A 21,918-nucleotide genomic window follows, 5' to 3' on the forward strand; every position below is an offset into this window, starting at 1 on the left:
ATTTCGGTCTGACGTATCGTCAGCCGCTGAGCTCGATCTTCTTCTTGGTCTCCGACGCCTTGGCCGGCTCCGTCGAACTCGCCCGCTGCGTAAGCCCCTTGAGCAGTTCCGCGAGGTCGACCCCGGTGGTCGACGTCAGCAGTTCCATCCCCTGCGCGACATTGTCGGTGACCGTGCGCGAGAGCTGGCTCGCGCCGTCCGTGGAGATGACCGTCAGCTTGTCGATGGCGCTCAGCGGCTCCGACGCCTTGGCGACGACGGCCGGCAGCACCTCGACGAGCATCTGGAGCACGGCCGCGTCCCCGTACTGCGCGAACGCGTCGGCCTTCTTCTGCATCGCGCCCGCCTCGGCGGTACCGCGCGCCGTGATCGCGTCCGCCTCCGCCTCGCCCTCGATGCGTACGGCCTCGGCGAGCGCCGCACGGCGCAGCTTCTCGCCCTCACCGGTCAGCCGCGACCGCTCGGCGTCCGCCTCGGCCTCCTTCACCTGCGCGATCCTGCGGGCCTCGGCCTCCTGCTCGGCCTGGTAGCGCGCGGCGTCGGCAGGCTTTCGCACCTGGGTGTCGAGCTGACGGTCCGTCAGAGCTGCCTGACGCTGCGCCACTTTCTCCTGCTCGCCCAAGACTTCCTGCTGACGCGCGGCCTCGGCGAGCGGTCCGGCCGCGTTGGCCTTGGCCTTGGCCGCCTCGGTCTCGACCTTGATCTCGGCCTGCTTGAGATAGAACGTCCGCTCGGCCACCGCGATCTCCTCGGCGGCCTTGAGCCGGGCCTGCTCGGAGGCCCGCTTGGCGATCGCCTCGGCGATGTCCGCCTCCTGCCTGGCACGGGCGGCCTCGGGCCGGCCCAGGTCCTCCAGATAGGAGCCCTCGGTGGTGATGTCCTGGATCTGGAAGGCGTCCAGGATCAGGCCCTGGCCGGACAGGCTCGCCTCGGCCTCCTCGGCGACCTGACCGGCGAAGGCGGCGCGGTCGCGGATGATGTCCTCGACGGCCATCCGGCCGACGATGGCGCGCAGCGCGCCGGACAGCACTTCCTGTGTGAAGCCGACGATGCCCTTCTGCTGCCGCAGGAAGCGCTGCGCGGCGGCGCGGATGGCGTCCTCGTTGCCGCCGACCTTGACGATCGCGACGCCTTCCAGATGCGCCTTGACGCCGCGCAGGGTCACCGCGCCCCGGACGGCGACCGGAATGTGCCGGCTGGACAGGTCGAGCGTGAACTTCTGCTGGACGAACGGGACCACGAAGACGCCGCCGCCGACCACGACCTTCTGACCGCTGTTGTCGGTGCTGATCCGGCCGGTGACCGGGTCCGTGGACGACTTCCCCCGGCGGCCGGTGATGATGAAGGCCTCGCTGGGTCCCGCGACCTTGTAGCGGGTGATGACGACGAGGGCGAGCAGGACGAGAAGTACGACGACTCCCGCCACCGCGATGATCACTGGACTCATATGGGACTCCCCCTGTTGACGTACGGGCTGCTGTGGACGCCGCACCTGTGGGACGCCGGCCACCGCGCGGCGGTTCGGCGGTTCGGCGGGTGGCTCAGCGCTCGACGGGCCGGACCCCGACCGAGGTGGACGACAGCGTCGACTCCACCCAGACCTCGGAACCCCGCGCCAGGGGCACCGCGCTCCTCGCGGCGAACTTCACCGGCTGGCCCGCCACCCGGAGCATCACCTCGCCGTAACCGCCGACGGGAATGGCCGTGACCACGGACCCCGACGTACCGACGAGGTCCGCTCCCCGTGGCGTGGCGTCCGTCTGATCGCGCATCAGCACGCGGCTGAGTTTCCAGGCCAGCCAGCCGGTGACGGCACCGGCGACGGCGCCCGCCGCGATGGCGGGGCCGGCTCCGAGGTCGGTCGTACCGAGCACGATCGCACCGCCGAAGCCCAGCATGGCGACGAATCCCGCCACGACGGGCAGCGACAGCAGGCCCGCGAACAGGCCGTCGAGCACTCCGCCGAACAGGCCCTCGAAGATTCCGTCGAAGATCAGCGCGACGGCGAGCAGGATCACACCCGCGATACCGAGGCCGAGGAACACATCCATGGGGTCGTCCCTCCCCCGGCTTCCGCCGGTCCCCCTGATGAACCCTTGAACGGGAGGAAATGTTCTCACGGTCCGTCACGCGGCGCAGTGCCGTGTTCCGGCAATCTTCGAGCGCCGTAACCGCAGGTTGAACAATTAGTCATATATTTTGCCCATATGCCTACCTATGTCCAGAGACTCATCTCGGTCGCCGCGCTGGGGACCGTCCTCGTCGGATGCGGCACCGACACCGGCACCGAGGCCCGTCCGCCCGCCAAGCCCTCGCCCGAGGCGGCGGCACAGCACCCGGCAGGGCCCGAACGTCCGGCCGTGACGCCGGTCTTCCTCCGTGGCGCGGACCGTGGCGCGGACCCCACCGGCAAGACCCGGACCAAGGCGGCGGCCAAGACCGTCGCGCTCACCTTCGACGCCGACATGACGGCCGACCAGGGACCGCGCGCCGCCCGTGGCGAGCGCTTCGACAACCCGACGCTGATCTCGTCGCTGCGCCGCCTCGAAGTGCCCTCGACGATCTTCATGACGGGGCGGTGGGCGGAGGAGTACCCGTTCCAGGCGAGGGAGATCGGCTCCGACCCCCTGTTCGAGGTGGCGAACCACTCGTACAGCCACCACTCCTTCACGGCCGACTGCTACGGGCTTCCGGTGCTCGGCAAGAAGGACATGGCCGCCGATGTGGAGCGGGCTTTCGGCGCGTTCCGCAAGGCCGGGGTACGGCAGGTCGTGCCGTACTTCCGCTTCCCCGGCGGCTGTTACGACCAGTCGACGCTACGGACCCTGGCACCGGCCGGCCTGACGGCGGTCCAGTGGGACGTCGTCAGCGGCGACGCCTTCGCCACGGACGCGGACGCGGTGGCCGAGCAGGTGCTCGCCGAAGTGCGGCCCGGTTCGCTGGTGGTCATGCACTGCACGACGAGCGCGGCGCCGGTGACGGACGAGGCGGTACGCAAGATCGTGCCCGCGCTGCGCGAGCGCGGCTACCGCTTCGTCAAGGTGTCGGATCTGATGAAGGGCTGAGCCCCGGCGCCGGCCGGACCGGACCGGGCCGTCAGCCGGAGCAGGCGTTCCGCTGCGCCTCGTGCCACTCGCAGACGGGGCACAGCGTGATGCCCTTCACCGACTCCGGGTACTCGGTCGGCTCTGCGCAGTGCACACAGTCCGCGTACACGACGGTCCCGGTACCGGTGGTTTCGTCTCCCATACGGTCGAGCGTACTGAACGGCGTACGGCGGCGCCGCGCTCAGCCCCGCCGTACGCCCAGGACACAGATCCCCGCCGCCACGGCCGCCACCAGCGCGGCGGCGGCCAGCGGCAGTCCCGGCGGGTGGATCGCACCCGCACGCGAGCCGGTCACCGGAGCGCTCACGGCGGCCTTGGCCGGAGACCCGGTCACCAGCGCCAGCAGCGCGAAAAGCGCGATCCCCGCGAGCGGCCGGGAGAACAGCGCGCCCACCGTGGCACCGGTCAGCAGACAGACCGGCGCCGCGAGCAGCCCCGCCGCCCCGGCGGGCAGCGGCGCCAGCTCCACCAGGCCGTTGGCGCTTCTCCGGTCGCTGACCGCCGTGACGACCACCGTGCCGACGACGCCCAGCGCGCCGCGCAGGCCGTCGCGGCGAGCAGCGCGGCGAGATGCGCGCGGGGCATGCCCGCCGCGGTGGCGGTGACGGCGCGGGCCGCGTCCGGTTCCTGCGTGACGCAGATCCGGAGGGCCACGCGGTGACCGGCAGCAGCGCGGCGGCGACGACACCGAGCGAGTCGAGCACCGGCTCGCCGCCCTGGACGCCGACGGCGAGGACGATGCCGTGGAGCAGGACCGGCGGGAGCCGGCGCTGCGAGCGCAGCAGCATGGCGGTGTGGTAACGGAACAGTGCGGTCATGAAGTGGCGTGCTCCGTCGTGCTGGTGGTGGTGGCCGTGCTCGCGTCCGTCGCCGTCGGCGCGCGTACCTCTCGGATGTGCCAGGGCGGGCGCGCCGCGAGCAGCGCGCGCAACAGCGCGTCGGAGTGCGCGGCGGCGACACTCAGCAGTACAGTCCCGTCCCCCGGCCCCCGCTCGTGTGTGGGTGCGCCGGGCAGCCCGTCCGGCGGGGCCGCGCCCGGCGGGCCGACCGCCACGACCCGTACCAGGGGCCCCTGTTGGGCCGGGAAGCCCGGCGCCGTACCGCGTACGAGCGCGTTCCCCGCCACCGCGTACACGGCGTCGGCGGCCCCGGCCAGGCGCCGTGGATCGTGGTCCACGAAGACCACCGTGCCACCGGCGGCGACGCGTTCCGCGACGGCCAGGTCGAGTTGTGTACGGGCCGCCGAGTCGAGCCCCGTCCACGCCTCGTCGAGCACCAGCAGCTCCGGTGCGGCGAGCAGCGCCTGTGCCACGGCGACCTTCTGGCTGGTGCCCTTGGACAGCTCCGACAGCGCCGTACCGGCGTGGCTCCCGGCCCCGAAGCGCTCCAGCCACTCGGCGGCGCGCGCCACCGCCTCGGCGCCGCGCAGTCCGTGGATCCGCCCCGGATGGGTCAGTTACCCGGTGGCCGTGAAGGGCAGCGCGACCGGGAAGCGCTCGGGGACGTACGCCGTACGGCCGGGGCGGCCCGTGACACGCCCCTCGGTGGGCGAGTCGATCCCGGCGAGCAGCCGCAGCAAGGTCGACTTGCCGCTGCCGTTGGTGCCCTCGACGCGGATCAGGCTGTGCGGCGGCAGCGCGAGGTCGACGCCGCGCAGCACCCAGGGGCCGCCGACACCGTACCGGCGGCCCACTCCTCGTAGTTCCACGCGTGGGTCAGCTCCCGGACGCCTTCGTGGGCGTCAGCTCGCTCGGCCGGACGATGACGAAACCCTCGCCCTGGAGCATCAGTTGGACGGCCTCGCCGGAACCGCCGCGGATCATCGAGCCCATGGACTGCGAGCGGTTCATCGAGGTGCTGAGCTGGGCGCTCCAGCCGACGACGGCGTCCGTGTCGACGTACACCGGCGCCTGCGCCGTGACGGGGATGACGATGGGGTCGCCCTCGCAGATGATGGCGAGCTTCCCGTAGCCGGTGAACACGCTGTTGAAGAGGCCGCCGCCGGTCATGCCGGCGCCCTTCACCGTCTTGATCTCGTAGCTGAGGGTGGGGTCGAAACACAGGACGTTGCGGCCGTTGACGGTGAGCGCGTCGCCCTGCTCGATGTCGACGATGAAGCAGTTGGCCGCCTCGTGCGCGAACCACGCCTCGCCCTGGCCCTTCACGGCCATCAGCGCCAGGCCCTCGCCGGTGACGGCGCGCTTGAGCATCCCGCCGACGCCCTGGCCCTTGCGTTCGAACTGGAGATTGCCGCGGAAGGCGATCATCGACCCCTGGCGCGCGTGCATTTCGCCGTTGACGGCGTACTTGACGGATTTGGAGTTCTGGAGGCTCATCCCGGGGATGGTCGCCTGCTGTGCCATGTTCTCGTGGGAAAACAGATCGCTCTTCATGCGGAGCATGGTCACCCGGAGCCGCGCATTCCGCCAACATCGCGGCGAGTCCGAACTGGCACACTTGACACGTGAGCATCGACGACACCGCCGGCACCGGGGCGGACAACCCGGCGGACGACACCTCCGGCGCCCCGGTGGACAGCCCGTTCCGGCATGAGCGGACCGCGCGTGACGAGGCCCCGCAGTTCGTGCTGCCGCTGGTGGTACGGATCGAGAAGGCCGCGCCGCCGACCCGTACCGACGCGCTGGAGGCCGCCGCTCGGGCCGTACTCGTCATGCTCGCCGACGAGCGGTCCACGGGCGACGGCGAGTGGGCGCGGGCGATGCGGGACTGGCAGGACGCCCGGATCCGCAAGGTGGTGCGCAGGGCGCGCGGCGCGGAGTGGCGGAAGGCGTCGCTGCTGCCGGGGATCACGGTGGGCGGTCCGGCGGACGCCGGGCCGACGGACACCGGTCCGACCGACCCACCGCAAGCGGCCGAGGACGGCCCCGTCTTCGCCCCGTACGCGGAGGTACGGGTCTTCCCGCCCATCCCGCTCGACGGCTGGCCCAAGGAACTGGCGAAGCTCCAGGTCTCCGGCACCGACCTGGACGACCCCGAGGCCCCGCCCGCCACCGACCCGCCCGGCCCTGACACTCCCGTGCTCTGGCTCAGCCCGGATCTCGGCATGTCGGCGGGCAAGGCGATGGCCCAGGCCGGCCATGGCGCGCAGCTCGCCTGGTGGGAGCTGTCGGAGACGGAACGCAAGGTGTGGCGGGAGGCCGGATTCCCGCTCGCCGTACGCACGCCGGACGCCGCGCGCTGGCGCCGACTGACCGGCAGCGGGCTGCCGTTGGTCCGTGACGCCGGATTCACGGAGATCGCGCCCGGGTCGAGCACGGTGGTCGCCGACCATCCCGCGCTGCGTCGTTGAACACTGTCGGCCGCTCCCACGCCCGCTCCGGTGCCCACTCCCGCGCCCGCTCCGGTGCCCGCGCCCGCCGCCCGGCCGTCACAGCGGCATGGCGGGTTCGGCCTGAAATGCCTCGTGCAGCCGCTTCAGGAAGACCGGGGCGTCCGGCAGGTGGACCGAGCCGACGCGACGCACCGGGATTCCCGGGTTCCAGGAGTTCATGACGACCGCTCCGGCCATCGCGGGCAGATCGTCGGGGGTGATCTCCGCGGTGCGCTGGGGGACGCCGAGGTGTTCCAGTTGGCGGCGGACGATGCCCATCGTCGTACCCGTCAGCATCTCGGCGGCGGGCCACACCACGCTCTCGCCGTCCCAGAAGGCCAGATTCCAGATCGTGGCCTCGCTCAGCCGGCCCCGCCGGTCGACGAAGGCCGCATCGTCGAACCCCAGCTCGACGGCCCGGCGGAGGTGGTACGTCTTGGCCACCTCGCCGACATGTTTCACACCCGGGAGTTCCCGTTCGTGCTCGACCACCGCCAGGGCCAGCGGGCCCTCGGGTCCGGTCGCCGCCGGTCCCGTACGGACCAGCAGCTCGGGCTCCACCTCGGGTCCGGCCACGGTGAACTCGCCCGCCGGGGAGTACACCGTGGCGGTCAGCGAGAGGTCGGCCGGGCCGGCCCGTACCGCCGTCCGCAGGTAGGACACGACCTGGTCGTCGGGCAGTGCCCGCCCGAACATCTCCAGGGAGGCGGACCGCAGCCGCGCCAGGTGGAGATCGAGACCGCGGACCCGGCCGCCGCGGACCTGTACGGCGGTGAAGTGGGCGTAGCCCGCGAAGGCGAGGGGCGTCAGCTCGTCGGCGGTCGCCGCCAGGCCGTTACGTTGGACAACGAAAGACATCGTGCATCGCTCCAGCATCAGCTAGTGATCGGTCAGGCACCTGTGCGCGGTGCCCGCTCGGCAGGACGACGCTATGGGTTGACACCGATGAGAAGGTCAAGACGCGAAGCCGGGACACGGCAAAACGGACACGACGGACGGTGACACCATGCTGATCGGGGAACTGTCCCGGCGTACCGGGGTCAAGGCGCGGTTGCTGCGGTACTACGAAGCACAGGGCCTCCTGGTCGCCAGGCGCGAGCACAACGGCTACCGGACCTACGACGAGGACGCGGTCGTCACCGTGCGGCAGGTACGCGCGCTGCTGGAGGCGGGCCTGTCCACCGAGGTGATCCGCTCGGTGCTGCCATGCGTCCGGGGTGAGGCCCAGGAGGCGCCGGAGTTCGACTGGTGCGAAGACCTGCGGGCCATCCTCCAGGGGGAGATGGCGGCCATGGACGAGCACATCGACAACCTGCGACGCACCCGCGGCACTCTCGCCGACTACGTGGCGCGCTCCCCCTCGGTCCCGCGTCGTTGAACATTCCCGCGCCGAGATCCGTATCTCCCGATACCGCCAAGTAGGTTGAACGACCGGTCGGTGCGCGGTTGATTCGACGGTGGTACGCGGTGAGACACGGTGGCACATCGGCCCGGGAGACACTTTGTTGCGACGTATCAACGGCACGGCACTCATCATCGCGGCGCTCGTCGCGACGGTCGGCGCCCTCGCCTTTCCTCTCTGGTCGTACGCCGACCGCTCCGGCACCGGGGAGGCGAATCTCGCGGCGTCGAGCGTGTCGACCCAGTGGGGTCCGCTCTCCGCGACGGACCGCGACTTCCTGGTGAAGGTGCGGCTCGCGGGGCTGTGGGAACTGCCCGCCGGGCAGCAGGCGATCGAGCGCGCCCCCAGCCAGGCGATCAAGGACGCGGGCGACCATCTCGTCGTCGGCCACACCGACCTCGACGCCCGCGCGCGCGACGTGGCGGCGAAGCTCGGCGTCGAGCTGCCGAACCAGCCCAACGAGCAACAGCAGGACTGGCTCAGGGAGTTGTCGGCGGCCACCGGTTCCGAGTACGACAGGAAGTTCGCCAACCTCCTGCGTAACGCCCACGGCAAGGTGTTCGCGCTGATAGCCGAGGTCAGACATACGACACGCAACACCCTGATACGCCAGCTCGCCACCGACGCCAACCAGACGGTCCTCGACCACATCACGATGCTGGAGGGCACCGGGCTGGTCGACTTCGACGACATCGCGCGCGAGGCCGCGGGCACCAAGACCGCCAGCCCCACCGGCCCGCCGCCGCCGGACGGCAGCCTGCCGCCGTCACCGCCGGCCGCCGCACCGACCGGGGACCGCTCCTTCACCTCCCGGCCGTCCACCCAGCCGGGCCCGCCGACGGCCGTGAACACCAACCGCCCGGCGCCGCCGGGCACCGAGGCGAGCCCGTGAACGACCGCGGGCCGTCGCGGGAACCTCAAATGATGCTCTGAACGTCCCCTCCCCTGGATTCACCGGCGCCCGGCGGGGCCATTACCCCGGAACCGGCACTCGCCGAGGCACGGAGGAGGGGGAGTCATGAGCCACACGACACACGTGGGGAACGCGGGGAACGCGGGGAACTTGGGGATCGGCATCGGCTGGCGGCCCGAGATCGCGGAAGCGGTGGAGGCGCTGCCCGGCATCGACTGGGTCGAGGCCGTCGCCGAGAACATCTGCGCCGACCATCTCCCCGACTCGCTCGGGCGCCTTCGCGCACGCGGCGTCACCGTGATCCCGCACGGCGTCTCGCTCGGTCTGGGGGGCGCCGACCGGCCCGACGCCAGGCGCCTCGCCGATCTGGCGGAGCGGGCGCTGGCCCTCGGCGCCCCGCTGATCACCGAGCACATCGCCTTCGTACGGGGCGGTGGCCCGCTCACCGCGTCGCCCACACTCGAAGCCGGCCATCTGCTGCCGGTCCCGCGCACCGAGGACGCGCTGCGGGTGCTGTGCGAGAACATACGGATCGCCCAGGACTCGCTGCCCGTGCCGCTCGCCGTGGAGAACATAGCCGCGCTGATCAACTGGCCGGACGAGGAGATGACGGAGGGTCAGTTCCTGGCGGAGCTGGTCGAGCGCACCGGCGTACGGCTGCTGATCGACGTCGCGAACCTGCACACCAACCAGGTGAACCGGGGCGAGGACCCGGCGACCGCGCTCGGTCAACTGCCGCTCGAGGCCATCGCGTACGTACATGTCGCGGGCGGCGTCGAACGCGACGGCGTCTGGCACGACACCCACGCCCACCCGGTGAGCGCGCCGGTGCTCGGCATACTCGCGGAGCTGCGCTCCCGGATCTCCCCGCCCGGTGTCCTGCTGGAACGGGACGACAACTTCCCGCCGACCGCCGAACTCGCCGCCGAACTCGACACGATCCGCGCGACGCTCGCGAGACCGGGACCCGTAGCGGAACCGGTGACGGGACCTGAAGGGGCGTCAAATTCCACTTCGGACACCGCCGTTGAGGCCGCCCCGTCCACCGACCCCGCCCGTCAGCGCCTCGCTCTCGCGCAGACCGCCCTCCTGTCCGCCCTGGTCGCCGGGACCCCCGCCCCCGAGGGCTTCGACTCCCGGCGGCTCGGCGTGCAGAGCCGGGCGCTCGCCGGGAAGCGGGCGGAGGTCGTCGCCAAGGTGGCCCCCGACATCCCGCGTATCCTCGGCGCCGACTACCGCGCCACATTCCTCGCGTACGCCAAGTGCCGCCCCATGCGCGCCGGTTACCGGCGCGACGCGCTCGACTTCGCCGAGCATCTGCTCATCGCCGACCGGCCCGAGGACGCGGCGGCCCGGCGCGAGCTGACCCAGTGGTGGCGGGATCGCTCCGGCGCGCGAGCGCCGCGCCGTGCGACCCGGATGGTGCGTGCCGCCCGCTCCGTACTCGTGGGGCGGTGACGGCCGTGGACACGCTGTTGACCACGCTCCAGATCGCCATCCCGCTGTCCATCGTCACGCTCCTGATCGGAGTGATCAGGATGCGCTCAGGGGGTGGCAGTACCGACGTCCGCGACCTCATGGACGTGGCCTTCCTCGGCGGCGGACCGGGCCGGGTGGCCGAGACCGCCATCGTCGCGATGCACGCGGACGGCCGGCTGGGCATCGGCGGCCCCGGCATCGTCGCCCTGTACGGCGATGTCGCGCGCAACCCGGTGGAACGCGCCGTCATCGACGAGCACAACCGGGCACCGCACGGCGCCCTGCACACGCTGCGCCTCGCGGTGATGCGCTCGCGCGCCGTCCAGGACGTCGGCGACTCCCTGGCGGCGCGAGGGCTGCTGGTACCGGCCCGGAAGACCCGCGTGTGGGTGCGCTGGGGGCTGGCGCAGGCGATCGTGTCCCTGCTCGCCATACCGCTGACCGTCTTCGTGCTCATCGACACCTCCTCGCCGTGGGTCATCCCGACCATCCCGCTGGCGATCATCGGCATCATCACGGGCTTCCTCTGTTCGGCGCTGGCCAGGCGGCGGCTCACCGGTGCCGGTATCCGCGCGCGGCAGTCGTTCCGGGTGCTGCACACGTACACCACGGCACCCGACCACCGGGTCGCCCTGGACGGGCCGATGGCGCTGGACGACACCCTGCTGCGGGACCAGCTCATGGTCGCGACGCGCATGCGGCCCGGCCGCGACTTCCAGGCGGCGCCGCATGTGGCCGCGACCACGGTGGTGTGGTGCGCGAGCGCGGGCGTCGGGGACGGCGGTTCGGGCGGCGATTCGGGCTGCGGCGGGGGCTCCGGAGGTTCGGGCTGCGGCAGCTCGGGCGGAGGGTGCGGCGGGGGTGGCGGCTCCGGCGGCGGGGGCGGCGACGGAGGAGGGGGCGGCGGGGGCGGCTGTGGTGGGGGCGGCGGCGGTTGCGGAGGAGGCGGCGGCTGACCTCGTCGCGCTCACCCGCGCACGGAGCACGCCACACCCGATCCCGCACCCCGTACGGGCCTATTGAGTGACTGTATGACGCATCGGAGTCATGCGCCCCGACACCGCTCACAGTTCCTTTACATCTCAACGGCTCCATAGATGATCGCCTTCCCCCCAACGCGGCACGCCTGAAGGGAAAGCGATGAGAGCAGTTGCGAAGTACGGGGCCCTGGCCACCCTCGGCTCCTTGGTCCTGTCCACCCTGTCCGCCGCCCCGGCGCGCGGCGCGGACTTCGCCGGCACCTCGTCCGAGGCGCGCGGCACCGTCGTCGCCGCCGAGCGCGCAGCCGCCGCCGGAATCACGTTCCGCGCGTGCCCCAAGGCGGAGATGCTGCCCGCTCCCCTCACCTGCGGCACGGTCGAGGTACCGCTCGACTACGCCCGGCCGGACGGCGAGCGGATCAAACTCACCGTCAGCCGGGTGAAGGCGTCCGGCAAGACGGGCGCGGCGGGCGGCGACGGCAAGGCCGTGGAGACCGTCCAGCGCCAGGGCGCGCTGGTCTACAACCCCGGCGGCCCCGGCGCCTCCAGCATGGCCTTCCCGATGGCGGCCCAGATGCCCGAGTGGAAGCGGATCGCGGCGGCGTACGACATCGTCGGCTACGCCCCGCGCGGGGTCGGCCGCTCCGCGCCGCTGTCCTGCCAGGACGCCGGGGACTTCGCGAAGGCGCCCACGCTCGCGCCGACGTACCCCTCCGAGTCGTACAAGCGGGAGCGGATCTCCGGCGCCAAGGCGTACGCCCAGGGCTGCGCCCGCAGCGCGGGACCGGCCCTGCGCCACTACACGTCGCTGAACAACGCCCGCGACCTGGAAGTCCTGCGGGCCGCCCTCGGTGAGAAGAAGCTGTCCTTCATGGGCGCCTCCTACGGAACGTACTTCGGCGCGCTCTACGCGTCCCTCTTCCCGTCCCACGTACGCCGGATGGTCTTCGACTCGGCCGTCAACCCGGACCCGGACCAGATCTGGTACCGCAACAACCTCGACCAGTCCCCCGCCTTCGAGCAGCGCTGGGCGGACTTCCGCGCGTGGGTCGCCAAGCACGACGCGACGTACCACCTGGGCACCACGCCCGACGAGGTCCAGCGCGGCTACGAGCGGGTACGGGCCGAGGTCGCGCACCGGCCGGCGGGCGGCAAGGTCGGCCCCGGCCAGTTGCACGCGGCGATGCTCGGCGTGGGCTACTACGACGACTACTGGGCGATGCGGGCCACGGCACTGTCGGAGTTCCTGAAGGGCAATACGAAGCCCCTGATCGACCAGGCGACGCCGCACCCGGCGGCGGCCGTCGACAACGAGAACGGCAACGCCGTCTACACGGCCGTGCAGTGCAACGACGCACCGTGGCCGACGGACTGGAAGGTGTGGGACCGCGACAACACCGAGCTGGCCGAGCGGGCCCCGTTCGAGACGTGGGACAACGCGTGGATGAATCTGCCGTGCGCCTTCTGGAAGGAACCGCGCCAGCAGCCGGCCGACATCCGCACCGGCCCCGGTGAGCTGCCGCCGACGCTGATCCTGGCCGCCGAGCGGGACGCGGCGACGCCGTATCCGGGGGCGCTGGATCTGCAACGCCGGCTGGCCGGGTCCGTTCTGGTGACCGAGCGCGGCGCGGGCACGCACGGCATCGCGGGCGGCCCCAACGAGTGCGTCAACGACCACCTCGAGGCGTATCTGCTGACCGGCAAGACACCGGTGCGCGGCGCCGAGTGCGCGCCGCACGCGGCGCCGAACCCGGTGTCGCTGGAGCCCGCCGACGACACACGCTCCGAACTGCGGCGCAGGCTGAACCCGGGTGTTCAGCTCTGAGCCGGTGAGCGGGTGTTCGGACGGTGCCTGAGCGCCGTGGCCGACCGGTCCGGTCGGCCACGGCGCTCACACCTGCTCAGGCGTCCAGCTCCGCCACCTCGGCCGGGCTGAGTTCGAGGCCGGCCGCGCCGACCGAGTCGACGATGGTCTGCGGACGGCTGGAGCCCGGGATCGGCACCACGACGGGCGACTTCGCCAGCATCCAGGCCAGGCAGACACGCTGCGGGCTCACTCCGTGCGCCTCGGCGACGCGGTTGAACGCGGCGTGGGAGGAGCCGAGTTCAGCCGCGTTCTTGATGCCGCCGAACGGGCTCCACGGCAGGAACGCGATCCCCAGCTCCGTACACAGGTCCAACTCCGGCTCGCTGGAACGGAAAGCCGGCGAGAACTGGTTCTGTACGGAGACGAGTCGGCCGCCGAGGATGTCGTCGGCCAGCCGGATCCGCTCCGGGGTGGCGTTGGAAATGCCCGCCTGCTGGATCTTGCCCTCGTCGAGCAGGTCGCGCAGGGCGCCGACGGACTCCTCGTACGGCACCTTCGGGTCGGGGCGGTGGAACTGGTACAGCCCGATCGACTCCACCCCGAGCCGGCGGAGCGATTCCTCGCAGGCACGCTTGAGGTATCCGGGGGATCCGTCGAGCGTCCAGGAGCCGTCACCCGGTCGCAGATGGCCGCCCTTGGTGGCCACCAGCACCTCGGATCCGGCGCCGTGGGACGCCAGCGCCTTCGCGATCAGGGACTCGTTGTGGCCCACGTCGGTGGCGTACGAGTGGTAGGCGTCCGCCGTGTCGATGAATGTCACGCCGGCGTCCAGCGCCGCGTGGATGGTGGCGACGGAACGGGCCTCGTCGGGCCGTCCTTCGATCGACATCGGCATTCCGCCCAGGCCGATCGAGCTGACGTCGACGGTCCCGATACGGCGAGTCTTCATGGTGTGATCTGCTCCTTGCCGCTACTGCGCCCGGCCGGTTCCGGCGGGCATGCGCCAGTCTCGCTTCCACGCCCACAAGGCGTCCAATAGAAGAAACTGAACGCATTGAGCGCTCCAGCTTCTCAATGGCATCGGCGTCCCGGGCCTCTCGCTTAGGCTCCTTTCTGTGGAACTCCGACATCTTGAGTACTTCGTCGCCGTCGCGGAAGAGCGGCACTTCACCAGGGCCGCCCAGCGGCTGATGGTCTCGCAGTCGGGCCTCTCGGCGTCCGTGCGCGCGCTGGAACGCGAGCTGGGGGCCCGGCTGTTCGTACGCTCCACGCGGCGCGTGGAGCTGACCGGCGCCGGCCGCGCGCTGCTCGTGGAGGCGTCGCGCGCGCTGGCGAGCGTACGGGCGGGCAAGGAGGCGGTCGCCGCCGTACAGGGGCTGCTGCGCGGCACGCTGTCCGTCGGTACGGAGCAGTGCGTCACCGGCGTCCATGTCCCCGGCCTGCTCGCGCGCTTCCGGTCCGAGCACCCCGACGTCGAGATACGGCTGCGGCAGGCCGGCTCCGCCTCTCTCGTGGACGACGTGGCCGAGGGACGGCTGGACCTGGCGTTCGTGGTCGTGTCCGGAGCCGTGCCCGAGGGGGTACGGCTGATCAAGCTGGCCGGCGAACCGATGGTGCTGCTCTGCCACCCCGGGCACCGACTGGCCGGGGCCGCCGAGGTGCGGTGGGCGGACCTGGCCGGCGAGGTCTTTGTGGACTTCCACCAGGACTGGGGAGCCCGCGGCCTCACGGACCGGTCCTTCGCGGCGGTGGGCGTCGAGCGGCGGGTCTCTTTGGAGGTCAACGATGTGCACAGCCTCATCGAACTGGTCGGCCACGGTCTGGGCATCGCGGTGGTGCCCCGCCCGATCGCCCGCAAGGATCAGGCCGCCGCGCTGGCGACGGTGCGGCTGACCGGGACGCGGAGCCATCTCTGGGAGGTCTCGGCCGCCGTCCCCGAGGAGGGGCGCACCGGTCCGGCGGCCCGGCAACTGCTCTCGTACCTGACGGACTCGGAGGGCGCCGACGTGGCGGGCGCCGACGTTCCGGGCGCCCACGTCCCGTACGCCGACGAAGCGTCCGCTAGCGGCGCGTCAGCCAGCCCTTGATGAAAGCGGCCTGGCCGACATGCTGGAGATCGTCGGAGACAACGCTGACCAGCCGCACGCCGAGGGTCACGGCCGGGACCCACGTCGGGTCCACGACGCGTGTGTAGTCCGCGTCCTGAAGCGTTCTGATGTACGTGACGGTCTGCGCGTGTACGGCGTCGTGGTAGCCCACCAGCACCTCCCCCGTGCTCCCGCCGACCGCCGCCACGTCCTTCGGTGAGTGTCCGTACCCCGTGGCGTCGCGCGAGAACGGCAGCTCGAACGTGCCCGTCCAGTCCTGTGCGATCCACACCTCGTCCGTCCCGGCGATGTCGGAGACGTGATCGTCCTGGATCCGGGTGAGGTGCCAGACGAGCCAGGCGATCGAGTTCGCCCCTTCGTCGATGCGTACGGCGAGCTCGTCCGGGGAAAGCCCGTCGACCACCCGGTGGACGGTGTCACGGATACGGTCGAAGGCGTCGATGAGCAGATCACCGCTCGCGGTCATGGCACGCTCCGATTCTGTGCGGCTCGCTGACGCCCGGGACGGACGCGGGTCTCCTCCAGCATCGCTTTCCCGGCCGTGCCGCGCCTCCCCGCGGCGCCCGGGGCACAGGGCATGTCGCCCCGCGTGCGGGGCAGCGGGTGGGGGCGCCGGTGAAGACACCGGTGCGGCGCGCTGAGAGCGCGCCGCACGCGGCGCCGAACCCGGTGTCGCTGGACGAGAGGTCCGGCCGCGGGCTGCCGCCGGTCGTCTGATCTTCCGGGTGGGACGGCCGGGCTGCCCGAGGGCGGACCCGGCCGTCATGCAGTTGTGCGATCGCGTGGAGCGAATCGCGGGCCGCGCCTGTGGATCAGGCGAGTCCGGCGACCAGGTCCGCGACCGACTTGCGGCGGCCGGTGTAGAACGGCACCTCTTCCCGTACGTACAGCCGTGCCTTCGAACCACGCAGATGACGCATCAGGTCGACGATCCGGTCCAGCTCGTCGGCCTCGAAGGCGAGAATCCACTCGTAGTCGCCGAGCGAGAAGGATGACACGGTGTTGGCGCGGACGTCCGGATATCCACGGGCCATCTTTCCGTGGTCGGCGAGCATCGTACGCCGTTCCTCGTCGGGCAGCAGATACCAGTCGTACGAGCGCACGAAGGGGTAGACGCTCACATAGTCGCGCGGCGTCTCGTCGGCCAGGAAGGCCGGCACATGGGACTTGTTGAACTCGGCGGGGCGGTGCAGCGCCATGTTCGACCAGACGGGGTCGAGCGCCCGGCCCAGCTTCGTACGGCGGAAGAGGTTGTACGCGCCCTGGAGCTCGTCCGCGGTCCCGGCGTGCCACCAGATCATCACGTCGGCGTCGGCGCGCAGCCCGGACACGTCGTACGTGCCGCGCACCGTGACGTCCTTGGCTGCGAGCTGGTCGAACAGCTCCTGGACCTCGTCGGCGTATCCGGCCCGGTCCTCCGGCAGCAGATCGCGCAGCTTGAAGACGGACCACAGCGTGTACCTGATGACGTCGTTGAGATCCTTGGCCTTCTTGCCCGCGTTGGGGGTCTTGTCTGATGCGGCAGTCATACGGCTATTCTCCCGCGTCCCGATCCGTGCCCCGCGCCAGGGTCGGCGTGGCCATGATCTCGTCGGCGGCGCGCTGTGCGCTCGCGATGCAGGCGGGGATGCCGACGCCGTCGTCGTACGCGCCGCACAGCCGCAGCGCGGGGAGCTTCGCGACGGCCTCGCGGATGCGGGCGACGCGGGCCGGGTGGCCGACCGGGTACTGGGGCAGACCGCCGGTCCACCGGGTCACCTCGGTGGCCACGGGGCGTTCGGTGAGTCCGACGGCCGCGCCGAGGTCGCGCAGGGACGCGCCGGCGAGTTCGGCGTCCTCGCGCTGGAGTTGGTCCTCCTCGCCGTACCGGCCGATGGACGTGCGCAGCACGAACAGGTCCGGTGCCGACTGGTCGACCCAGCCCCACTTACGGGTGGAGAAGGTGGCGGCCTTGATGGTGCGGCCGTCGACGGGCGGTACGAGGAAGCCGCTGCCGGCCGGCATACCGGGCAGGTCCGTGACGGCGGCGCGGCGGAAGGCCATCGTCACCAGGGCCATGGAGGCGTACTCGATCTCGGCGAGTGAGGCGGACGCGGCGGGCGACTCGCGCGCGAGGAGCACGGAGGCGGACCAGGCCGGGTTCGCCATGACGACGCCATCGGCGGTGATGGTCTCCCGGTCGGTCCTGACCGCCCAGTTGTCGGCGGTGCGGGTGAGGTCCAGGACGGGCGTCGTCGTACGGATGTCGCCTCCGCGCGCCCGTACGGCGTCGGCGACGGCGCCCGGGAGCCGGCCCACGCCGCCGTCGATGCCGGTGAACACGGCGTCGGTACGGGGGTGTTCGGCGGCCTTGGACTGGATCGCGCGGACGGCGTCGAGCAGTGAGCCGTGGGTGCGCAGCGCCTCGTAGAGCTGGGGGACGGCGGCGCGCATCGAGATGCGGTAGGCGTCGCCCGCGTAGACGCCGCCGAGCAGCGGTTCCACGAGCCGGTCCACGACCTCGTGGCCCAGGCGCCGCGCGACGTACTCGCCGACGGACACGTCGTCGCCGACAGCCACCGGGTCGAGGTCCCGCTCGCGGCCGATCCTGGCGACGCCTTCCACGGAAAGCAGACCGGCGAGGGCGGAGGCGTCGCCGGGGACGCCCATCACATGGCCCTTGGGCATGGCACGAAGCTCGCCGCGCGACCAGATGGAGGCGGAGGTCGTGGCGGGCGGCTGAAGGCGCTCAGCGAGCCCCACGGAGCGCGCGAGGGCGACGGCCTCGGGGCGGCGCGCGAGCATGGACTCGGCGCCGAGGTCGACGGGGGCGCCCTCGATCGCGCCGGTCCTGAGCTTGCCGCCGAGCCGGTCGGTCGCCTCCAGAAGCGTCACGCGGGCGCCGGCGGTCAACAGCCGGTCGGCGGCGGCGAGACCGGCGATACCGCCCCCGATGACGACGACATGGGGCGCGGGTCCGGACGGAGCCATGGGACCGGACGGAGGCGTGGGATTCGGACTGCTCACCATGCCGTCCACTGTCTCAGACCACTCGCAGGGCCTGTCCGGCGCGTGGCGACCCGTACCGAGTCCCGACCGTGACCGCTTCGCGACCGGAAAAGCGCAACCCGCTTCCGCGCCGCCCCGTCGAACCGGCGACATTCACCGCTTGGCGTCCTTGGGGGGACCGACATGCGTGCACTTCCCGCATTCGCGGCAGCACTTCTGACCGTTTCACTGGCTCTGGCCGGGTGCAGCGCGTCGAGTTCGGACAGCGGAGACATGAAGGCCGACAGCGCGGCGAAACCGCAGGCGGGCGAGGAGGGGGCCGCCGCTCCGGGGGCGGCGAACGATTACGCCGGCAAGCAACCGGCCGACGGCGACAAGGCCGTTGACGAGCCTTCCTCGAAGACCCATGTGATCCGCACCGCCACGCTCTCGGTGGAGGTGAAAAGCGTGACGAAGGCACTCGCCACTGCCCGTACGGTCGCGCTCGCCGCGGGCGGCGTGGTCGAGGACGAGACCACCGAGCGCATCGACGACACGCATGTGGCGTCGAATGTCGTCCTGCGGGTCCCGGAGGCCGACTACGACTCCGTCCTGACCGAACTGGCGGGCACCGGGAAGCTGTTGTCCCGTACGGCGAACGCGAAGGACGTCACCGAGCAGGTGGTCGACGTCAACAGCCGGATCGCGACGCAGCGCGCCAGTGTCAACCGCGTACGGAAGTTGATGGACCAGGCGGAGGACATCACGGACGTGGTGGCCCTGGAGTCCCAACTGAACACGCGGCAGGCAGAGTTGGAGTCCCTGCTGGCCAAGCAGGCGTCGCTCGCCGACCGGACGACGATGGCGACCATCACGCTCGACCTGAGCGAGCGGACGAAGGAGGAGAAGGACTCCGGGGACGACGACCCGGGCTTCCTGGACGCGCTCGGCGGCGGCTGGGACGCGTTCGTGACGGTGCTGCGGTGGATCGTGGTGGTGGTGGCCGCGATCCTGCCGTTCGTCGCGGCGCTGGCGGTGCTGCTCGGGCTGTGGCTGCTGTTCGGCGCCCGGCTGCGGCGCAGGAGGACCCCGGCGGCGGCACCCGCCCCGGTCGAGGTCTTCGCGCCCGCGGCGGACCCCGCCGCCGCGCCGGACCCCGCCCCGGCCCCGGAGAGGTCGCCCGAAGGGGACGAGGACGACTGAACCGGCCGCGTCCGCGTAGCGTCTGAGTGCCGGGTGCGCGGTGCCCGGCACACACACGAAGGGACGCGCAATGGCAGCGGAGCGCTTGGTGGTCATCGGCGGCGACGCGGCGGGAATGTCCGCCGCGTCGCAGGCCCGCAGGTTCAAGGGGCCCGGAGAGCTGGAGATCGTCGCCTTCGAGCGCGGCGACTTCGCCTCGTACTCGGCGTGCGGCATCCCGTACTGGGTCGGCGGCGACGTCGGGCGGCGGGACGACCTCGTCGCGCGTACGCCGCAGGAGCACCGGGAGCGCGGGATCGATCTGCGGATGCGGACGGAGGTCGTGGAGATCGACACCGGGGGCCGGCGGGTCCGCGCCCGGGATCTGGACAGCGGGTCCGAGTCGTGGACGGGCTTCGACAAGCTGGTGATCGCCACGGGCGCCCGCCCCATCCGGCCCCCGCTGCCGGGCATCGACGCCCCCGGTGTGCACGGCGTGCAGACCCTCGGCGACGGCCAGGCGCTGATCGAGTCCCTGACCCGCACGGGCGGGGACGGCGGACGCGCGGTGGTCGTGGGCGCCGGTTACATCGGCGTCGAGATGGCGGAGGCGCTGCTCAAGCGCGGGTACGAGGTCACCGTCCTGCACCGCGACGAGCAGCCGATGGCCACGCTGGACCCGGACATGGGCCGACTGGTGCACAAAGCGATGGACGGCCTGGGCATCACCACGGTCGGCGGCGCCGCCGTCACCAAGATCCTGACCGGTGCCGACGGCCGGGTCAGGGCGGTCGCCACCGACGACGCCGAGTACCCGGCGGACGTCGTGGTCCTCGGCATCGGCGTCCGGCCGGAGACCGCGCTCGCCGGGGCGGCCGGGCTGCCGCTGGGCCCGCACGGCGGGCTGCTCACCGATCTGTCGATGCGGGTACGCGGCCACCAGGACATCTGGGCCGGCGGCGACTGCGTGGAAGTGCTCGACCTGGTCACCGGCACCACCCGCCACATCGCGCTGGGCACGCACGCCAACAAGCACGGCCAGATCATCGGCGCCAACGTGGGCGGCGACTACGGCACCTTCCCGGGCGTCGTCGGCACCGCCGTCAGCAAGGTGTGCGACCGGGAGATCGCCCGTACGGGGCTGCGCGAGAAGGACGCGCGCACGGCGGGGCTCCAGTACGTCTCGGCGACCATCGAGTCCACCGGCACCGCCGGGTATCTGCCGGGGGCGCGGCCGATGACGGTCAAGATGCTCGCCGAGCGCCGTACGGGGCGGCTGCTCGGTGTGCAGATCGTGGGCGGCGAGGGGGCCGCGAAGCGGGTGGACATCGCGGCGGTGGCGCTGACGGCGCGGATGACGGTGGAGCAGATGACGGCGCTGGACCTGGGCTACGCGCCACCGTTCTCCCCGGTGTGGGACCCGGTCCTGGTGGCGGCCCGCAAGGCGACGGCGGCGGTCCGAAAGGCGGGCTGGTAGCCGGGAGTTGGGCCTTCAGTCGCCGGACGGGCCGCATGTGCGGCCCGTCCGGCGATCGAGGACAGCCTCAGTGCGCGGTCCGCGTGTGGACGTAATCCACCAGTCGCGTCAGCGAGTCCGGGTCCATGTTCGGCAGCACGCCGTGCCCCAGATTGAAGATGTGCCCCGCCAACCCCCGTGCGGCGTCGAGGACTTCATCGGTCTTCGTCTCCACGGCCGGTGTGGGGGCGAACAGGACGGCCGGGTCGAGATTGCCCTGGAGCGCCTTGCCGGGGCCGACCCGGCGGGCCGCCTCGTCCAGCGGTACGCGCCAGTCGACGCCGACGACGTCCGCGCCCGCCTCGCCCATGAGCCCGAGCAGTTCGCCCGTACCGACACCGAAGTGGATACGCGGCACGCCGTATCCGGCGATCATGTCGAAGACCTTGACGGACGCGGGCATCGCGGAGCGCCGGTAGTCGGCGGGGGCCAGGGCTCCCACCCACGAGTCGAAGAGTTGTACGGCGCTGGCGCCCGCCTCGATCTGCACCTTGAGGAAGGCACCGGTGATCTCCGCGAGCCGGTCGAGCAGATCGGCCCACAGCTCCGGGTCGCCGTACATCATGGCCTTGGTGTTCTCGTGGTTACGGGACGGCCCGCCCTCCACGAGGTAGCTCGCGAGGGTGAACGGGGCGCCCGCGAAACCGATCAGCGGGGTGGACCCCAGCTCGGCGGTGAGCATGCCCATCGCCTCGGTGACGTAGTGCACGTCGTCCGGCGTCAGATCCCTCAACTGCGCGAGGTCGGCGCGCGTGCGGACGGGGTGTGCGACGACGGGGCCGACGCCCGGCTTGATGTCGAGGTCGACGCCGATGGCCTTGAGCGGGACGACGATGTCGCTGAAGTAGATCGCGGCGTCGACTCCGTGTCTGCGTACCGGCTGGAGCGTGATCTCGGTGACCAGGTCCGGCCGCATGCACGACTCGAGCATCGCGGTGCCCTCGCGCAGCTTGCGGTACTCGGGCAACGACCGGCCCGCCTGCCGCATGAACCACACGGGTGTGTGCGGTACGGGCTCCCGCCTGCACGCCTTCATGAAGGCGGAGTCGCGGGTGGCGAGTGTCGCCGCTGTCGCTGCGGTCTTCGTCGGCTGGCCCGGGGGGCGGTCGTTGGCGCTCACGCCCAG

Annotated in this window: 20 protein-coding genes and 2 pseudogenes; 10 read left to right on the forward strand and 12 right to left on the reverse strand. The window is 71.9% G+C overall.

What is annotated here, in order from left to right:
* Positions 1-19 precede the first annotated feature (19 nt).
* Together OG329_RS07430 and OG329_RS07435 are read right to left on the reverse strand one after the other, a co-directional pair.
* The gene (locus OG329_RS07430; protein ID WP_405793537.1) at positions 20-1,447 is read right to left on the reverse strand and encodes a flotillin family protein; all 1,428 of its coding nucleotides are present in this window, start codon (positions 1,445-1,447) and stop codon (positions 20-22) included.
* A 94-nt stretch (positions 1,448-1,541) separates the two neighbouring features.
* Positions 1,542-2,051, reverse strand: coding sequence for a hypothetical protein (locus OG329_RS07435; protein ID WP_405793538.1), 510 nt, complete (start codon positions 2,049-2,051; stop codon positions 1,542-1,544).
* Between the two features lie 156 nt (positions 2,052-2,207).
* On the opposite strand from OG329_RS07435, the gene OG329_RS07440 reads away from it, so the two are divergent.
* Positions 2,208-3,065: a polysaccharide deacetylase family protein gene (locus OG329_RS07440; protein WP_405793539.1), complete on the forward strand. Its 858-nt coding sequence runs from the start codon at positions 2,208-2,210 to the stop codon at positions 3,063-3,065.
* A gap of 31 nt (positions 3,066-3,096) precedes the next feature.
* Here OG329_RS07440 and OG329_RS07445 read toward each other — a convergent pair whose 3' ends face one another.
* The 4 genes and pseudogenes from OG329_RS07445 to OG329_RS07460 form a co-directional block, all read right to left on the reverse strand.
* Entirely contained in the window at positions 3,097-3,249 is a 153-nt protein-coding gene (locus tag OG329_RS07445; RefSeq protein ID WP_405793540.1) for a hypothetical protein, read from the reverse strand.
* 39 nt (positions 3,250-3,288) lie between these two features.
* Positions 3,289-3,925: pseudogene (locus OG329_RS07450) on the reverse strand (ABC transporter).
* A pseudogene (locus OG329_RS07455) lies at positions 3,922-4,815 on the reverse strand (ATP-binding cassette domain-containing protein). The pseudogenes OG329_RS07450 and OG329_RS07455 overlap by 4 nt, the downstream one beginning before the upstream one ends.
* A 7-nt stretch (positions 4,816-4,822) precedes the next feature.
* Positions 4,823-5,500: an AIM24 family protein gene (locus OG329_RS07460; protein WP_405793541.1), complete on the reverse strand. Its 678-nt coding sequence runs from the start codon at positions 5,498-5,500 to the stop codon at positions 4,823-4,825.
* A 71-nt stretch (positions 5,501-5,571) separates the two neighbouring features.
* On the opposite strand from OG329_RS07460, the gene OG329_RS07465 reads away from it, so the two are divergent.
* Positions 5,572-6,417, forward strand: a complete 846-nt coding sequence (locus tag OG329_RS07465) for a peptidyl-tRNA hydrolase (protein WP_405793542.1) — start codon at positions 5,572-5,574, stop codon at positions 6,415-6,417.
* Positions 6,418-6,495: 78 nt separating this feature from the next.
* Here OG329_RS07465 and OG329_RS07470 read toward each other — a convergent pair whose 3' ends face one another.
* The gene (locus OG329_RS07470) at positions 6,496-7,296 is read right to left on the reverse strand and encodes an aminotransferase class IV family protein (RefSeq protein ID WP_405793543.1); all 801 of its coding nucleotides are present in this window, start codon (positions 7,294-7,296) and stop codon (positions 6,496-6,498) included.
* 148 nt (positions 7,297-7,444) lie between these two features.
* On the opposite strand from OG329_RS07470, the gene OG329_RS07475 reads away from it, so the two are divergent.
* The 5 genes from OG329_RS07475 (at position 7,445) to OG329_RS07495 (ending at position 13,037) form a co-directional block, all read left to right on the forward strand.
* Positions 7,445-7,816, forward strand: a complete 372-nt coding sequence (locus tag OG329_RS07475) for a MerR family transcriptional regulator (protein WP_405793544.1) — start codon at positions 7,445-7,447, stop codon at positions 7,814-7,816.
* 127 nt (positions 7,817-7,943) lie between these two features.
* Positions 7,944-8,732: a DUF4142 domain-containing protein gene (locus OG329_RS07480; protein ID WP_405793545.1), complete on the forward strand. Its 789-nt coding sequence runs from the start codon at positions 7,944-7,946 to the stop codon at positions 8,730-8,732.
* A 126-nt stretch (positions 8,733-8,858) separates the two neighbouring features.
* Positions 8,859-10,211, forward strand: a complete 1,353-nt coding sequence (locus OG329_RS07485; protein ID WP_405793546.1) for a DUF692 domain-containing protein — start codon at positions 8,859-8,861, stop codon at positions 10,209-10,211.
* Positions 10,212-10,216: 5 nt separating this feature from the next.
* On the forward strand, positions 10,217-11,188 hold the full coding sequence (locus OG329_RS07490; RefSeq protein ID WP_405793547.1) for a TIGR04222 domain-containing membrane protein: 972 nt from the start codon (positions 10,217-10,219) through the stop codon (positions 11,186-11,188).
* Between the two features lie 184 nt (positions 11,189-11,372).
* A complete protein-coding gene (locus OG329_RS07495) occupies positions 11,373-13,037 on the forward strand; it encodes an alpha/beta hydrolase (RefSeq protein WP_405793548.1) in 1,665 nt (554 codons plus the stop codon).
* A 76-nt stretch (positions 13,038-13,113) separates the two neighbouring features.
* On the opposite strand, the gene OG329_RS07500 is transcribed toward OG329_RS07495, so the two are convergent.
* Entirely contained in the window at positions 13,114-13,968 is an 855-nt protein-coding gene (locus OG329_RS07500) for an aldo/keto reductase (protein WP_405793549.1), read from the reverse strand.
* Between the two features lie 166 nt (positions 13,969-14,134).
* Here OG329_RS07500 and OG329_RS07505 point away from each other — a divergent pair, with 166 nt between their 5' ends.
* Positions 14,135-15,106 (forward strand): LysR family transcriptional regulator, encoded by a 972-nt coding sequence (locus tag OG329_RS07505; protein WP_405793550.1) that lies wholly within the window; start codon positions 14,135-14,137, stop codon positions 15,104-15,106.
* Here the strand turns inward: OG329_RS07505 and OG329_RS07510 are convergent.
* The 3 genes from OG329_RS07510 to hemG form a co-directional block, all read right to left on the reverse strand.
* The gene (locus OG329_RS07510; RefSeq protein ID WP_405793551.1) at positions 15,081-15,593 is read right to left on the reverse strand and encodes a DUF664 domain-containing protein; all 513 of its coding nucleotides are present in this window, start codon (positions 15,591-15,593) and stop codon (positions 15,081-15,083) included. The two genes, OG329_RS07505 and OG329_RS07510, sit on opposite strands and share 26 nt — an antisense overlap.
* Positions 15,594-15,939: 346 nt before the next feature.
* Positions 15,940-16,656, reverse strand: coding sequence for a hydrogen peroxide-dependent heme synthase (hemQ, locus tag OG329_RS07515; RefSeq protein ID WP_405793552.1), 717 nt, complete (start codon positions 16,654-16,656; stop codon positions 15,940-15,942).
* A 4-nt stretch (positions 16,657-16,660) separates the two neighbouring features.
* Positions 16,661-18,097 carry a protoporphyrinogen oxidase gene (hemG, locus tag OG329_RS07520; RefSeq protein ID WP_405793553.1) on the reverse strand — a complete coding sequence of 479 codons (1,437 nt, stop codon included), beginning with the start codon at positions 18,095-18,097 and terminating at the stop codon, positions 16,661-16,663.
* A gap of 201 nt (positions 18,098-18,298) precedes the next feature.
* On the opposite strand from hemG, the gene OG329_RS07525 reads away from it, so the two are divergent.
* Entirely contained in the window at positions 18,299-19,297 is a 999-nt protein-coding gene (locus OG329_RS07525; protein ID WP_405793554.1) for a DUF4349 domain-containing protein, read from the forward strand.
* A 70-nt stretch (positions 19,298-19,367) separates the two neighbouring features.
* Complete coding sequence (locus OG329_RS07530) at positions 19,368-20,753, forward strand: FAD-dependent oxidoreductase (protein WP_405793555.1); 1,386 nt, start codon at positions 19,368-19,370, stop codon at positions 20,751-20,753.
* 67 nt (positions 20,754-20,820) lie between these two features.
* Here OG329_RS07530 and hemE read toward each other — a convergent pair whose 3' ends face one another.
* Positions 20,821-21,912, reverse strand: coding sequence for a uroporphyrinogen decarboxylase (gene hemE, locus OG329_RS07535; RefSeq protein WP_405793556.1), 1,092 nt, complete (start codon positions 21,910-21,912; stop codon positions 20,821-20,823).
* Positions 21,913-21,918: the final 6 nt, after the last annotated feature.

The organism is Streptomyces sp. NBC_01506, assembly GCF_045040295.1.
Classification (GTDB): domain Bacteria; phylum Actinomycetota; class Actinomycetes; order Streptomycetales; family Streptomycetaceae; genus Streptomyces.

What these genes read in the sequence shown, in the direction of transcription:
- OG329_RS07475 (WP_405793544.1), top strand. Translation starts at nt 7,445, where the DNA reads ATGCTGATCGGGGAACTGTCCCGGCGTACCGGGGTCAAGGCGCGGTTG.
- OG329_RS07435 (WP_405793538.1), bottom strand. Translation starts at nt 2,051, where the DNA reads ATGGATGTGTTCCTCGGCCTCGGTATCGCGGGTGTGATCCTGCTCGCC.
- OG329_RS07500 (WP_405793549.1), bottom strand. Translation starts at nt 13,968, where the DNA reads ATGAAGACTCGCCGTATCGGGACCGTCGACGTCAGCTCGATCGGCCTG.
- OG329_RS07460 (WP_405793541.1), bottom strand. Translation starts at nt 5,500, where the DNA reads ATGAAGAGCGATCTGTTTTCCCACGAGAACATGGCACAGCAGGCGACC.
- OG329_RS07445 (WP_405793540.1), bottom strand. Translation starts at nt 3,249, where the DNA reads ATGGGAGACGAAACCACCGGTACCGGGACCGTCGTGTACGCGGACTGT.
- OG329_RS07430 (WP_405793537.1), bottom strand. Translation starts at nt 1,447, where the DNA reads ATGAGTCCAGTGATCATCGCGGTGGCGGGAGTCGTCGTACTTCTCGTC.
- OG329_RS07495 (WP_405793548.1), top strand. Translation starts at nt 11,373, where the DNA reads ATGAGAGCAGTTGCGAAGTACGGGGCCCTGGCCACCCTCGGCTCCTTG.
- hemG (WP_405793553.1), bottom strand. Translation starts at nt 18,097, where the DNA reads ATGGCTCCGTCCGGACCCGCGCCCCATGTCGTCGTCATCGGGGGCGGT.
- OG329_RS07530 (WP_405793555.1), top strand. Translation starts at nt 19,368, where the DNA reads ATGGCAGCGGAGCGCTTGGTGGTCATCGGCGGCGACGCGGCGGGAATG.
- hemQ (WP_405793552.1), bottom strand. Translation starts at nt 16,656, where the DNA reads ATGACTGCCGCATCAGACAAGACCCCCAACGCGGGCAAGAAGGCCAAG.
- OG329_RS07440 (WP_405793539.1), top strand. Translation starts at nt 2,208, where the DNA reads ATGCCTACCTATGTCCAGAGACTCATCTCGGTCGCCGCGCTGGGGACC.
- OG329_RS07470 (WP_405793543.1), bottom strand. Translation starts at nt 7,296, where the DNA reads ATGTCTTTCGTTGTCCAACGTAACGGCCTGGCGGCGACCGCCGACGAG.
- OG329_RS07485 (WP_405793546.1), top strand. Translation starts at nt 8,859, where the DNA reads ATGAGCCACACGACACACGTGGGGAACGCGGGGAACGCGGGGAACTTG.
- OG329_RS07510 (WP_405793551.1), bottom strand. Translation starts at nt 15,593, where the DNA reads ATGACCGCGAGCGGTGATCTGCTCATCGACGCCTTCGACCGTATCCGT.
- OG329_RS07525 (WP_405793554.1), top strand. Translation starts at nt 18,299, where the DNA reads ATGCGTGCACTTCCCGCATTCGCGGCAGCACTTCTGACCGTTTCACTG.